This window comes from Streptomyces sp. NBC_01334 (genome assembly GCF_035983595.1).
Lineage (GTDB): Bacteria > Actinomycetota > Actinomycetes > Streptomycetales > Streptomycetaceae > Streptomyces > Streptomyces coriariae.
In genome coordinates this window covers 3,424,725-3,437,987 of record NZ_CP130718.1, presented here as the reverse complement: position 1 = coordinate 3,437,987, position 13,263 = coordinate 3,424,725, and the positions used below count along the sequence as shown (strand labels likewise).

Genomic DNA, 13,263 nt, shown 5'->3' with positions numbered 1-13,263 from the left:
GTCCGATGCGTGACAATGGGTGGATGCCCACGACCGCGCCCACGAAGAACGCGACCCTCCGGATCGGCCCGCACACCGTCACCCCGCCGGTCGTCCTGGCCCCCATGGCCGGGATCACCAACGCTCCCTTCCGGACCTTGTGCCGGGAGTTCAGCGGGGGCAAGGGACTGTTCGTGAGCGAGATGATCACGACCCGGGCGCTGGTCGAGCGCAACGAGAAGACCATGCAGCTGATCCACTTCGACGCGACCGAGAAGCCGCGTTCGATCCAGCTGTACGGCGTCGACCCGGCCACCGTCGGCAAGGCCGTCCGCATGATCGCGGAGGAGGGCCTCGCCGACCACATCGACCTGAACTTCGGCTGCCCGGTCCCCAAGGTGACCCGCAAGGGCGGCGGCTCCGCGCTCCCCTTCAAGCGCCCCCTGCTGCGGGCGATCCTGCGCGAGGCGGTGAGCGGGGCCGGCGACCTGCCGGTGACGATGAAGATGCGCAAGGGCATCGACGACGACCACATCACCTACCTCGACGCGGGCCGGATCGCCGTCGAGGAGGGCGTCACCGCGATCGCGCTGCACGGACGCACCGCCGCCCAGCACTACGGCGGCACCGCCGACTGGGAGGCGATCGCCCGCCTGAAGGAACACGTCCCGGAGATCCCCGTCCTCGGCAACGGCGACATCTGGTCGGCCGAGGACGCGCTGCGCATGGTGCGTGAGACCGGCTGCGACGGCGTGGTCGTCGGACGCGGCTGCCTCGGCCGGCCCTGGCTGTTCGCCGACCTCGTGGCCGCCTTCGAGGGACGGACCGAGGACATCGCCCGGCCCTCGCTCCGCGAGGTCGCCGACATCATGGTCCGGCACGCCACCCTGCTCGGCGAGTGGATCGGCGACGAGCCGCGCGGGGTCATCGACTTCCGCAAGCACGTCGCCTGGTACCTCAAGGGCTTCGCGGTCGGCTCCGAGATGCGCAAGCGGCTGGCCATCACCTCGTCGCTCGCCGAACTCCGGGCCGGCCTCGACGAGCTGGACCTCGACCAGCCCTGGCCCACCGGCGCCGACGGCCCCCGGGGCCGCACCTCCGGCAACAACAGGGTCGTGCTGCCGGACGGCTGGCTGAAGGACCCGTACGACTGCGCGGGCATCAGCGAGGACGCGGAACTGGACACCTCGGGCGGCTGACGCGAGGCCCCGTCGGACGCTCAGCCCGTGGACGGGTGCGGGGTCGAGCCGTACGCCTTCAGGAACCTGTCGCGGAAGGAACTCATCTTCCACACCGGGGCGTCGTGAGCCGGCTTCAGGCCGTCCGTCCAGTTCCAGGCGGCGATCTTGTCGAGGACCTTCGGGTCCTTGGCGACGATCGAGACCGGCACGTCCCGGCTGGCGTTGTTGCCGCTGACCCGGCTGATGGGCTGGTGGTCGCCGAGGAACACCAGGACGGTGTCGTCGGTGCCGTAGCGCTCCAGCCACTGGGTGAGGGCGGTCACCGAGTACTGGATGGACCTGCCGTACTCCTTCTTGGACTTGCCGGAGTCGGCGATGACGTCGGACGCCTTCTCACCGTCCGCCTGGATGTCCTCGAAGACCGAGCCGTCGCCGAGCTCGTCCCAGCCGACCATCTTCGGGATCGGCGCCCAGGGCTGGTGGCTGGAGGTCAGGATGATCTCCGACATCAGCGGCTTGTCGCGGTCGGTGCGGCCGTGCTCCAGCCGCTGGAAGGCTTCCAGGGCGTACTGGTCGGGCATGGTCGACCAGCTGAACTTCGGCCCCTGGTAGCCCATCTGGAAGGCGTTGTAGACCTTGTCCAGGCCATAGAACTTCTGCTCCGGCCAGCCCTTCTGCACACCCGGCATGATGCCGACCGTGTCCCAGGCGCCGGTCTTCTGGAACACCTTGGTCAGGGACAGGTGGTCGCTGGCCATGACCGTGCGGTACCGCTGCTGGGTGTCGACCCACAGGCCGGACAGGGTGGTGGAGTGGCCGAGCCAGCTGCTGCCGCCGTACGTCGCCGAGGTCAGCCAGCCGCTCTTCGCGCTGAAGCCGGCCTTCGTCAGGGCCGCGGTGCTGGTGTCCAGCGTCTCGTCGACGCCCGGCGCCATGCCCGGGTCCTCGACGGCGCTGCGGCCGTAGCTCTCGATGAAGGCGAAGATGACGTCCTTGCCGCGCAGGTCCGGCACGAGCTGGGCGGCCGGGGTGGCCCCGAACGTGTCGCTGCGGGCCACCTTCCCGAACGTCGCCTCGTCCTGGAGGGTCGCCCGCACCCGCCTGGCCTCGGAGGTGAGCGAGTTCACGACCTGGTCGGAGGCGACCGGCAGCCCGGCGTACTGGACCCCGAGGACCGAGCAGGTGATCCAGACGGTGCCCGCGATCAGCGTGCCCCGGGTCGCCCGCCGGGTGTCGCGCACCAGGATGCCGCTCAGCCGGACCGTGGCCAGCGCCATGACGGCCATGATCAGCACGACGAGGACGATCAGCCCGATCGTCGCGGCCAACGCGACGGTCCCGCCCATCGAGTCCGCCACGTAGGACTGCGCGTCGTCCAGCAGGATCCAGTCCAGGACCAGGTCGAAGGGGCGGCCCAGGTACTCCACGAACTGCATGTCGAGCACGTTCACTATGGTCAGCGCGCCGAGGGCCGCGCCTGCCACCGCCGCCAGCGCCACCCGGGGCCGACGCGGCAGCGCCAGCAGCGCGGCCGCGCCGATGATCGCCTCACCCGGCAGCCGCACGAACCGGCTCAGGTGCAACGCGAAGAGACGATTCGGCAGCGACAGCGCCCCGAACACGAGCAGCAGGGAAGCGACGGTCACCGCCCACCACACGACCCGAGCGGCCCGCGGATACCGCCCCCGCCACCCACGCCAGTACGAGACCCGCGCCCGAATCCCCCGAGGCTTGGCTTCGGCGGGCTTGCCCACCTCACCGGACTCACCGGACTCACCGGACTCACCGGACTCGGTGGCCGCGGTGGGCTTGCCGGGCTCGACCAGCTCGGCGGGCTTGCTGGACTCGGTGGCCTCGCCGTCCTCGCCGGCGTCGGGGACCTCGGCAGGTTCGGCGGGTTTGTTCGGGTCGCCGGGTTCGGTGGACTCAGTGGGCTTGCCGGCCTCGGCGGCCTCACCGACCTCGGTGGGCTTGCCGCCCTCGTCGGGCTCGCCCGCGGCGGCCGGGGGCCGTTCCGATGAGGTCTCGGCTGACGCAGTCTCCGCCGGCAGGGTCTCGGGGTCTTGCGGTGTGGGCGGCTGGGATGAGCGAGTGGTGACAGGCACCCGAGGGTCCTTCCGTACGAAGCCCGGCGGTTCGGGGGATCCGGCATGGGGCCGGATCCGCCACAGTTTCGTACGGCCTGCCTCGGGCTCGCGTTCAGCCGCCCTCGGCCAGCGCTCGGCAAACACCGCGCAAACGGCGCGCCAAGCAGCCGGTCACGCGCCCCCGACCGCCGTGAGCAGCGCCAACGGGGCCGCCGCCGAACGGGACTCCCGTACACACGCGTGCGGGTACGGTACCGGCTCCGCGTGGGTGTCACGGCCGTAGCCCGCGAGAACCTCGGGGAGGCGGTGCCCGGTCGCGGTCGCCGCGTCGACCAGCGCATGGGCGACGGTACGGGCCTCGTCGTGCAGGCCGTAGCGGGCGAGGCCCAGCGTGATCAGCGCGTTGTCGTGCGGCCAGACCGAACCGCGGTGGTACGAGAGCGGGTGGTACGCCGGCTGCCCGGACGCCAGAGTGCGTACGCCCCAGCCGGAGAAGAAGTCCGGTTCGAGCAGCCGCCGGCCGACGACCTTCCCGTACTCCTTGTCCAGCAGGCCCGACCAGAGCAGATGCCCGGCGTCCGAGGCGAGCGCGTCGACCTGGCGGCCCTCGCCGTCCAGGGCGATCGCCGGGAAGGAACGCTCCGGCATCCAGAAGTCCCGCTGGAACCGGTCCCGCAGGTCGGCGGCCGCCTGTTCCAGCAGGGCCGCGTACTTCTCGTCCTCCCACACCGTGCGCGCCACCCATGCCGTGCGGCGCAAGGCGTCGTACGCGTAGCCCTGGGCCCCCGCCGCCATCACCGCTCCGGTCGCGCGGGTGCCGTCCGCGGAGCAGATGGCGCCGGGGGAGTCCTTCCAGTTCTGGTTGGCCAGACCGCCCTGGTCGGCCCGGTACACCAGATAGCCGCGGGAGGTGAGCCCGCCGTGATCCAGCATCCAGCCGATCGCCGCGCGGGCGTGCGGCTCCAGCCGCCGGGCCAGCGTCACATCACGGGTCTGCTCGACATACGCGCCGAGGAGGACGAGGAACAGCGGGGTCGCGTCCACCGAGCCGTAGTAGCGGCCGTACGGGACCTGCTCGAAGTGGGCGAGCTCGCCGTGCCGCACCTCGTGCACGATCTTGCCGGGCTGGGACACCGTCCGAGGCCCGGTCTCGGTGGCCTGGGCCGCGGCGAGCGCGAGCAGCGTGGCGGCGGCCGGGCGGGGCCGGTAGGGGAGGGCGAACAGCGAGGTGAGCAGGGCGTCCCGGCCCAGCAGGGTGAGGAACCAGGGGGCGCCCGCCGCCGGGACGCGCAGCTCCTCGCCGTCCGGCCCGGTCGCCTGGACCTGCAGCGAGGCCAGGTCCGCGAGACCGCGCGCACAGGCCGCGGCCAGCTCGGGCCAGCCGGTCGGGAAGGCCACGCCCTCGACGAACTCGCCCTCCTGCGACAGGAGCTGTCCGGTGACCGAGGCCGGTGAGCGGGGCACCCGCAGCGCCCGCTTCTCGCCGTGCGGCCGGGCCATCACCCGCAGGGTCAGCTCGGCGGAGCCGTGCGGTTCGAGCTCCAGCTTCCACACCAGCCGGCGGGCGCCGGTGCCGGTCTCCTCGATGCCGTCCGGCACGGGCTCGGCCGTCACCGTCGTACAGGACTTCCACTCGCCGCGCCGGTAGGTGAACTCCACGCCGTCGTCGAGGATCTGGCGGCGGCGGACGACGCCGGTCTTCGCGTACGTGCGGTGGTCGGAGCGCAGTTCGAACTGGTCGGTGAAGTCGGCGTCGGCGGTGACCGCGAGGCGGACCGTCGTCGGCACCGGGCGGTTGCTGACCACCCGCAGGGACTCCACGAACGAGCTGTCACCGACGGCCTGTTCACGGAACAGCGTGCAGGACGGCGGCTCGTTGCGGCCGCCGCGCGGGACGAGCACGCACCGCGTGGTGTCCCCGTCCGCGACCGGCGAGAGCACCTCCGGCACGGCGCCGTCGACCGTCAGCTGCCAGCGGCTGAGGTGCCGGGCGTCCCGTACGAACAACCCTTCGGGGGATCCCGTGGCCACCCCGGAGCCCCGTACGCCGCTGATGTCCCCGCGGTCGCCCACGGCGGCGAACGTCCCGCCGTACACGAGCAGATGATGCCGGTCCGTCATCCCCGGTCCCCTCCCTTGAGAGCCGTGATACCCGTGCCGGCCGGGATTCCCGGGCCGGCCATGACACCCGTGCCTGACGTGGTGTCGTCGTGCAGCAGGTCGAGCGTGAGCGCCGCGGTCCAGCTGAAGCCGGTCGCGCCGCAGGCCTCGCCGGTGTACGGGTCGACGTACTCCGCGAAGTCGGAGGTGTCTGCGATGTCCAGCACGGCCCGGCGCAGCGCGTCCGCGCCGGCCTGGTCGCCGTGCAGCCTGAGGCCCCGCTCGAGCAGCCAGCTCGTGTTGAACCAGGCCGGGCCGCGCCAGTAGCGGTGCGGGTCGAAGGCCTCGCCGAGCAGGTCGTAGCTGGGCGCGAGACGGGTGGTGGTGCCCAGGCCGAAGTGCGGGCCGCGCAGGGTGCGCACCAGAGCGGAGGCCACCTCGCGTGGCAGGCCGGGCAGGAGAAGGGGGACGAGGCCGGAGACGCCCCGCTCCGGGACGAGGGCGCCGGTGAGCGGGCGCCTGCCCGGGTCCGGATCCCCGCCGCGCAGATCACGGCAGAAGAACATGCCCTCCACCGGGTCCCACAGCCGCTCGACGAGCGCCGCCGTGAGCCGCTCCGCGCGCGCGTGCCGGGCCGTGCCGGTCGCGCCCAGCTCGTACGCGATGCGCGCGAGGGCGTGCTCGGAGGCGATGAGCAGCGCGTTGAAGGCGGGATCCTCGACGGCGAACTCCGCGCCCCCGGAGCCGCCCTGGCCCCCCGCACCGGGCGCGTCCTCGAGCCCGCCGCCCTGCGGCCTGCCGTCCGCGTTCCTGCGGTCCTGCTTGCGCCCGTCCTCGTCCCTGCCGTCGCCGTGTCCGCCGTCCCGTACTCGGCCGTCGAGGTGTCCGCCGTCCCGCACCCCGCCTTCGCCGTACGCGCTGTCGCGCACTCCGCCGTCGCGGTATCCGCCGTCCCGGTACTCCGTGGCCAGCCGCACGTACCGCCCGTAGTCCAGGTCCGTCGGACGGTCCTCGGGCGCTCCGTGGTCGAGGTCGGCGCGCCGGAACGAGCGGGCCGGGGCCGGGGCGACCCGGGAGAGCGGCGCGTCCCAGCTCGGCGCGTTGTCCATGCCCTGCTCCCACGGATGGACGACGGACACCAGCCCGCCCCCGCCCAGGTCGCGCCGGTGCAGGAGATAGCGGTGCCAGGCGGCCAGCCGGGGGTACACCCGGGTGAGGAAACCGCGGGCGCGCGAGAGTCCCGGGTCGGCGCAGTGCACCAGCCAGGCCGCGAGCGCGTGCACCGGTGGTTGCACGATGCCGGAGGTCTGTACGGTGCGCGGGGCGCCCGCAGCGCGCCCCGCGGTCGAGGAGCGCCAGAAGTCCGGGCTCGGGAAGTACGCGTCGAGCGGCACGGAGGGGTTGAACACGATGTGCGGGATGCGCCCGTCGCCCCACTGGGCGTCCAGCAGCGTCTCCAGCTCCGTCTGCGCCCGGCGCGGCGAGAGGTGCCGCAGGCCGATGGCGATGAAGGCCGAGTCCCAGGACCACTGGTGCGGGTACAGACCGGGTGAGGGGACCGTCGACGAACCCGTCCAGTTGCCCGCCAGCACGCTCGCCGCCCTGCGGCGCAGAGCCGCGAGGTGCGGAGTCCCGGGTGCCGGGGCCCCGAGCTGCGGCGGACCCGGCGGACCCGCCGGATCGTATGCAACGGCGTACTCCGCCGGGCGGGCGATGAGCTGGGCGGTGCGATCCACTCGGGGCTCCCCGAAGACGACAAGGCCGACCGGTTCGGCAGTGGCTACCATAGGGTTACGTCTATTTAACACGCAAAACTCAATATGTAATGCAGGCTTGAGAAACACAAGGGGGTGCGCATGACGGGACGAGGCCAGGCCAGCTCCGGAGATCTGCTCGAACTGGTGCGCAGGGGACGGGCGACGACACGTGGTGCCCTCCAGCAGGCCACCGGCCTCTCCCGCGCCACCGTCGGCCAGCGCCTGGACCGGCTCTTCCGCGCCGGCTGGCTGCGCGAGGGGGCCGGCGGCCCGGTCGACTCCCCGCTGGGCGGCCGTCCCTCGATCACCCTGGAGTTCGACGACGCCCACGCCGTCGTCCTGGCGGCGGACCTGGACACGCGGCACGCGCGGGCGGCCGTGCTGACGCTGACCGGGGAGATCCTGGCCGAGCACGGCGGCACGCTGGTCATCGAGGACGGGCCGGACGCGGTGCTCGGCGAGCTGGGCGGCTGGTTCGCCGAGCTGCTGGAGAAGGCGGGCCACCGGCCGGACGAGGTGTGCGGCATCGGACTCGCCGTGCCCGGCCCGGTCGACAGCGAGACCGGCCGGGTCGTCCAGCCACCGATCATGCCCGGCTGGGACGGCTACGACATAAGGGGCCGGCTGTCCCGCGCCTTCACCGAACGGACGGCGGGCGGGAACGCGGGCGGATACGGCGGCGCGGTGGCGGTCCCCGTCCTCGTCGACAACGACGCGAACCTCATGGCGTACGGCGAACAGCGCACCGGATACGCCGACTGCTCGGCGTTCGTGCTGGTCAAGGTGTCGACAGGCATAGGCGCGGGGGTCGTGGTCGGCGGCTCGATCTTCCGGGGCATCGACGGCGGGGCCGGCGACATCGGGCACATCCGGGTGGGCGCGGAGGCGCTCTGTCGCTGTGGCTCCTACGGCTGTCTCGCGGCGGTCGCCAGCGGTGGCGCCGTGGCGCGGAGGCTGGCGGAGTCGGGTGTCCCGGCGTCCTCGGGATCGGATGTGCGCGACCTGCTCGCGGCCGGCCACCCGGAGGCGGCCGCCCTGGCCCGTGAGGCCGGGCGCAGGGTCGGGGACGTACTGGCGACCGTCGTGACGCTGCTCAACCCCGGGGTTCTGATGATCGCCGGGGATCTGGCCGGAACCGCCTTCCTGACGGGCGTGCGCGAGTTGCTCTACCAGCGCGCGCTGCCCCGCTCCACGGCCCACCTCGACGTGGTGACCTCGCGGCTGGGGGAACGGGCGGGCCTGGTGGGAGCGGGTGCGCTGGTCGTGGAGCACCTGTACGCGCCGGAGCGGGTCGAGGAGCGGTTGCTGGCGCTCGGGGTGTGAGGGACGCTCGTGTGACGGGACTCCCGGGAACCCTCGGGATGCTCGTGTGACGAGCAGGTTTCCACCCCTGGGCGGGTCTTCGGGTGCGTCCGCATCGTGAAATCGGGGCGTCCGCACAAGGCTGATTCCAGCGTGATTCTCGCCACCCCTGAGGGGGGTAGTGCTCAGATGAGCGAATCAAGAGCGACTGCACTTCTCCAAGGGGTGGCACTCAGTGCCACCCCTTGATCGTTCATCGATCGAAATCAATCGTGCCGCACAGTGCTCATCTGAGCGTAATATGGGGCATGTGAGAGGCGGTCGGGAGGTGCTTGCGTTCAAGAAGTGAAAACATCCGCGGCCGTGCGCTTGCCAAGCCTTGACTTTCGATCCGCTGGCGGACGGTTGGTTACGGGCACATGACGCGCGAGTGGACGTACCCAGGAGCCTTCGATCTGGGTATGTTCCTGGCCGTCAGGGCAGCCACCGCGTCCTCGAGGAGTCGAGACCCGTGTCGGAAAACAAAGATCTCCAGGTAGCCGAGCAGGCCGCGACCGTTGAGGGCGTGAAGTTCGTCTACGACTTCACCGAGGGCAACAAGGACCTCAAGGATCTCCTCGGCGGCAAGGGCGCGAACCTCGCCGAGATGACCAACCTGGGCCTTCCGGTCCCTCCGGGCTTCACCATCACCACCGAGGCCTGCAAGGTCTACCTCGACAGCGGCGAGGAGCCGGCGGCACTGCGTGACGAGGTGAGTGCGCACCTCGACGCGCTGGAGCAGCGCATGGGCAAGAAGCTCGGCCAGGCCGACGACCCGCTGCTGGTCTCGGTCCGCTCCGGCGCCAAGTTCTCGATGCCCGGAATGATGGACACGGTCCTCAACATCGGCCTCTCCGACAAGTCGGTCCAGGGCCTCGCCAAGCAGGCCGGCGACGACCGCTTCGCGTGGGACTCCTACCGCCGCCTGATCCAGATGTTCGGCAAGACGGTCCTCGGCGTCGACGGCGAACTCTTCGAGGACGCGCTGGAGGCCGCGAAGACCGCCAAGAAGGTCACGGTCGACACCGAGCTGGAGGCTGCCGACCTCAAGAAGCTGGTCACCAAGTTCAAGCGGATCGTCAAGACCGAGGCCGGCCGCGACTTCCCGCAGGACCCGCGCGAGCAGATGGACCTCGCCATCCACGCGGTCTTCGACTCCTGGAACACCGACCGCGCCAAGCTCTACCGCCGCCAGGAGCGCATCCCGGGCGACCTGGGCACGGCCGTCAACGTCTGTTCGATGGTCTTCGGCAACCTGGGCCCCGACTCGGGTACCGGCGTGGCGTTCACCCGCGACCCCGCCTCCGGCCACCAGGGCGTGTACGGCGACTACCTCCAGAACGCCCAGGGCGAGGACGTGGTGGCGGGCATCCGCAACACCGTCCCGCTCGCCGAGCTGGAGTCGATCGACAAGAAGTCGTACGACCAGCTGATGCAGATCATGGAGACGCTGGAGAACCACTACAAGGACCTCTGCGACATCGAGTTCACCATCGAGCGCGGTCAGCTGTGGATGCTCCAGACCCGGGTCGGCAAGCGCACGGCGGGCGCGGCCTTCCGCATCGCCACCCAGCTCGTCGACCAGGGCCTGATCGACGAGGCCGAGGCGCTCCAGCGGGTCACCGGCGCCCAGCTCGCCCAGCTGATGTTCCCGCGCTTCGACGACGAGGCGAAGGTCCAGCAGGTCGGCCGCGGCATCGCGGCGTCGCCGGGCGCGGCGGTCGGCAAGGCGGTCTTCGACTCGTACACGGCCGTCAAGTGGTCCCGTTCGGGCGAGAAGGTCATCCTGGTCCGCCGGGAGACCAACCCCGACGACCTGGACGGCATGATCGCGGCCGAGGGCATTCTGACCTCGCGCGGCGGCAAGACCTCCCACGCGGCCGTGGTGGCCCGCGGCATGGGCAAGACCTGTGTCTGCGGCGCCGAGGAGCTCGAGGTCGACACCAAGCGCCGCCGCATGACGGTCCCCGGCGGCCACGTGGTGGAGGAAGGCGACCTGATCTCGATCGACGGGTCGTCGGGCAAGGTCTACCTGGGCGAGGTCCCGGTGGTCCCGTCCCCCGTCGTGGAGTACTTCGAGGGCCGGATGCACGCGGGCGCCAACGACGCCGACGAACTGGTCGAGGCGGTCCACCGGATCATGGCCTTCGCGGACCGGAAGCGCCGTCTGCGTGTCCGGGCCAACGCGGACAACGCCGAGGACGCGCTGCGCGCCCGCCGCTTCGGCGCCCAGGGCATCGGTCTGTGCCGTACGGAGCACATGTTCCTCGGCGACCGTCGTGAGCTGGTCGAGCGCCTGATCCTCGCGGACACGGAGAACGAGCGCGAGGAGTCGCTGAAGGCACTCCTGCCGCTCCAGAAGCAGGACTTCGTGGAGCTGTTCTCGGCGATGGACGGCCTCCCGGTCACGGTCCGGCTCCTGGACCCGCCCCTGCACGAGTTCCTGCCCGACATCACCGAGCTGTCGGTCCGCGTGGCCCTGGCGGAGTCCCGTCAGGAGCCCCACGAGAACGAACTCCGGCTTCTCCAGGCCGTCCACCGCCTGCACGAGCAGAACCCGATGCTGGGCCTGCGCGGCGTACGCCTCGGCCTGGTCATCCCCGGCCTGTTCACCATGCAGGTACGGGCGATCGCCGAGGCCGCCGCCGAGCGCAAGACGGCGAAGGGCGACCCGCGCGCCGAGATCATGATCCCGCTGGTCGGCACGGTTCAGGAGCTGGAGATCGTCCGCGAGGAGGCCGACCAGGTCATCGCGGAGGTGGAGGCGGCGACCGGCGTCCAGCTGAAGCTCTCGATCGGCACGATGATCGAGCTGCCGCGCGCCGCGCTGACCGCCGGTCAGATCGCCGAGGCGGCACAGTTCTTCTCCTTCGGCACGAACGACCTGACCCAGACGGTGTGGGGCTTCAGCCGCGACGACGTCGAAGCCTCGTTCTTCACGGCCTACCTGGAGAAGGGCATCTTCGGCGTCAGCCCGTTCGAGACGATCGACCGGGACGGCGTGGGCTCCCTGGTGAAGCTGGCGGTGGAGGCCGGCCGCGCCACCCGCCCCGACCTGAAGCTCGGCGTCTGCGGCGAGCACGGCGGCGACCCGGAGTCGGTCCACTTCTTCCACGAGGTGGGACTCGACTACGTCTCCTGCTCACCGTTCCGGATCCCGGTGGCGCGGCTGGAAGCGGGCCGGGCGGCCTCGCAGTCGACGGGCAGCGACCACCGCTGACGTCCCGACAACCCCGGAGCCGCCGCCGGTCCCCGACCCTCACCGATCGGCGACGGCCCCGGCGCACCAAGGAGGACGGCACCCTGTGCGGGGGTGCCGTCCTCTTGTGCATCACTTGCGGAGACTGTCAAGCCACGGCGCTGAGCAGGAAGAATGCCGTTTGCCGGCGTTGGTTGCCGTTGAACTTGCGTGACGCCGTTGTGCCCTCGTTGTGCCCTCCACATGCGACTGGATCCCGGCACGAGCCGTCACCAGAGGGGCCCCGCCCTGATTGGCATCCCTTAGATGGCGGGCGGACGAGCACCGCTTGCCACGAGCAACCAGCGAGCGACGCGACTCCGAGGAAGTGATCAGCCACCATCGCTGGCTTGCTGCGGCGCTGGATATTCGGTCACCGTCGGCCGTACGCGCTCGTCCCTGGTGTCTCGCGCAGTGCGTTCGCCTCACGCTCATGGGCGGCACAGCGGCCACCAGGAGCAGTCAACGCAGGGCATCCGGGTGCCGAGCATGGAGGGCGGGGTCGCCGGGGCGTGATCATCACCTTAAGTTCGCCTTGTCTTGACGGGCAGTTGAAAGGGGAACGTGAATCCTCCTGCCGACGTGCGTATGCAGCCATGCAGGGGGACACTAAAACTGTGTTTCGCCTCTAGGGGGCAGTCATGGGTGATGAGCCTTCGGCAGAATCACGAGGAAGTGGACTGCGGACCCACATCGGCTGGTGGGTAGGCGTCATCTCAGCAACCATTGGCATCCTGGCTTTCTTCTTAACGCGCTGCGAGAGCGGGGCCCCGAAGCTCAGCGAGTGGCGAGCTAAGGCAGACGCGATTTGCGAGCAGGAGTTTCCGGTAGTTGAGCGGAAAATGGAGGCTTTTGGGGCGTCTTACTGGGAGCTAGTACGGAAGTACAACCCCGTGCAAGTAGATCGAACCGCTGCATCGGACGATGCGGATGAGGTCTCCGCATCCATGCGGCACCTCGTAGGAAGCTGGCGCGCACTAGAGCAGCCCGACGAACAGCGAAGCGAAATCGATAAACTTCATGCCGCTGGCGCCGCCTACAGTGAGGCGTACAGGTTCTATTCGTCAGCGATCTATTTGGACGACTACAGGAACGATGAGACCGAAGATCGAGTAGATGCCGCACTTGCCGCCCTCGATAAGCAGGTAGTGACTCTGAACCTGAAGGAGTGCAAGGTTCAGGTCAGCATGCTGAAAGAACCGGGGCTATTTATCGTCCCATGACTGTCGCAGCGGTATATACCTGCCGATAGAGGTGCTGATCCTGCGGCTTCTGACGTGTCGTCGCAACCCCGGCAAAGCGTTAGTCCGGAACCGCCTCCCAAGGGCACGCCGCATAGGGCCCGTTGGCCATACAGCTTGGCGCGTGCCGGACCTGTCGCCTGTGCTTCGCCCGTCAGGGCCCCTTCGCGGGGGTGCCGAGTCGTGGGAGTCTTGGAAGCAGGATGCACATGCCTAGCGTGACGAATTCGGCCGCAAACCGACTGGCGGATTCTGCACCAAATTCTTAACTCGCTCACGGAGCTCATAGCTCACTCTGCTTCGGAACATATCAGCAAGAGCGCGCTTAGACATTCCGCA

At 70.3% G+C, this 13,263-nt stretch carries 7 protein-coding genes; 4 read left to right on the top strand and 3 right to left on the bottom strand.

All coding sequences use genetic code 11. The features are described from left to right. Positions 1–23: 23 nt before the first annotated feature. Positions 24–1,178, top strand: coding sequence for a tRNA dihydrouridine synthase DusB (gene dusB / locus OG736_RS15435; protein WP_267020017.1), 1,155 nt, complete (start codon positions 24–26; stop codon positions 1,176–1,178). 20 nt (positions 1,179–1,198) lie between these two features. On the opposite strand, the gene OG736_RS15430 is transcribed toward dusB, so the two are convergent. From OG736_RS15430 to OG736_RS15420, 3 genes are all read right to left on the bottom strand, one after another. Beyond that, positions 1,199–3,265, bottom strand: a complete 2,067-nt coding sequence (locus OG736_RS15430) for a CDP-alcohol phosphatidyltransferase (protein WP_327182957.1) — start codon at positions 3,263–3,265, stop codon at positions 1,199–1,201. 153 nt (positions 3,266–3,418) lie between these two features. Then, entirely contained in the window at positions 3,419–5,368 is a 1,950-nt protein-coding gene (locus OG736_RS15425) for an amylo-alpha-1,6-glucosidase (protein WP_327182956.1), read from the bottom strand. Then, entirely contained in the window at positions 5,365–7,083 is a 1,719-nt protein-coding gene (locus tag OG736_RS15420) for an MGH1-like glycoside hydrolase domain-containing protein (protein WP_327182955.1), read from the bottom strand. The genes OG736_RS15425 and OG736_RS15420 overlap by 4 nt, the downstream gene beginning before the upstream one ends. Positions 7,084–7,203: 120 nt before the next feature. On the opposite strand from OG736_RS15420, the gene OG736_RS15415 reads away from it, so the two are divergent. From OG736_RS15415 to OG736_RS15405, 3 genes are all read left to right on the top strand, one after another. Further along, positions 7,204–8,427: an ROK family protein gene (locus tag OG736_RS15415; RefSeq protein WP_020132988.1), complete on the top strand. Its 1,224-nt coding sequence runs from the start codon at positions 7,204–7,206 to the stop codon at positions 8,425–8,427. A 490-nt stretch (positions 8,428–8,917) separates the two neighbouring features. Then, positions 8,918–11,665 (top strand): pyruvate, phosphate dikinase, encoded by a 2,748-nt coding sequence (ppdK, locus tag OG736_RS15410; RefSeq protein WP_327182954.1) that lies wholly within the window; start codon positions 8,918–8,920, stop codon positions 11,663–11,665. Positions 11,666–12,324: 659 nt separating this feature from the next. Next, complete coding sequence (locus OG736_RS15405; protein WP_327182953.1) at positions 12,325–12,906, top strand: hypothetical protein; 582 nt, start codon at positions 12,325–12,327, stop codon at positions 12,904–12,906. The last annotated feature ends 357 nt before the right edge of the window (positions 12,907–13,263 follow it).

Bases quoted from the DNA above. Each gene is read 5' to 3' on its own strand.
- dusB (WP_267020017.1), top strand. From the start codon at position 24: ATGCCCACGACCGCGCCCACGAAGAACGCGACCCTCCGGATCGGCCCG.
- OG736_RS15405 (WP_327182953.1), top strand. From the start codon at position 12,325: ATGGGTGATGAGCCTTCGGCAGAATCACGAGGAAGTGGACTGCGGACC.
- OG736_RS15415 (WP_020132988.1), top strand. From the start codon at position 7,204: ATGACGGGACGAGGCCAGGCCAGCTCCGGAGATCTGCTCGAACTGGTG.
- OG736_RS15425 (WP_327182956.1), bottom strand. From the start codon at position 5,368: ATGACGGACCGGCATCATCTGCTCGTGTACGGCGGGACGTTCGCCGCC.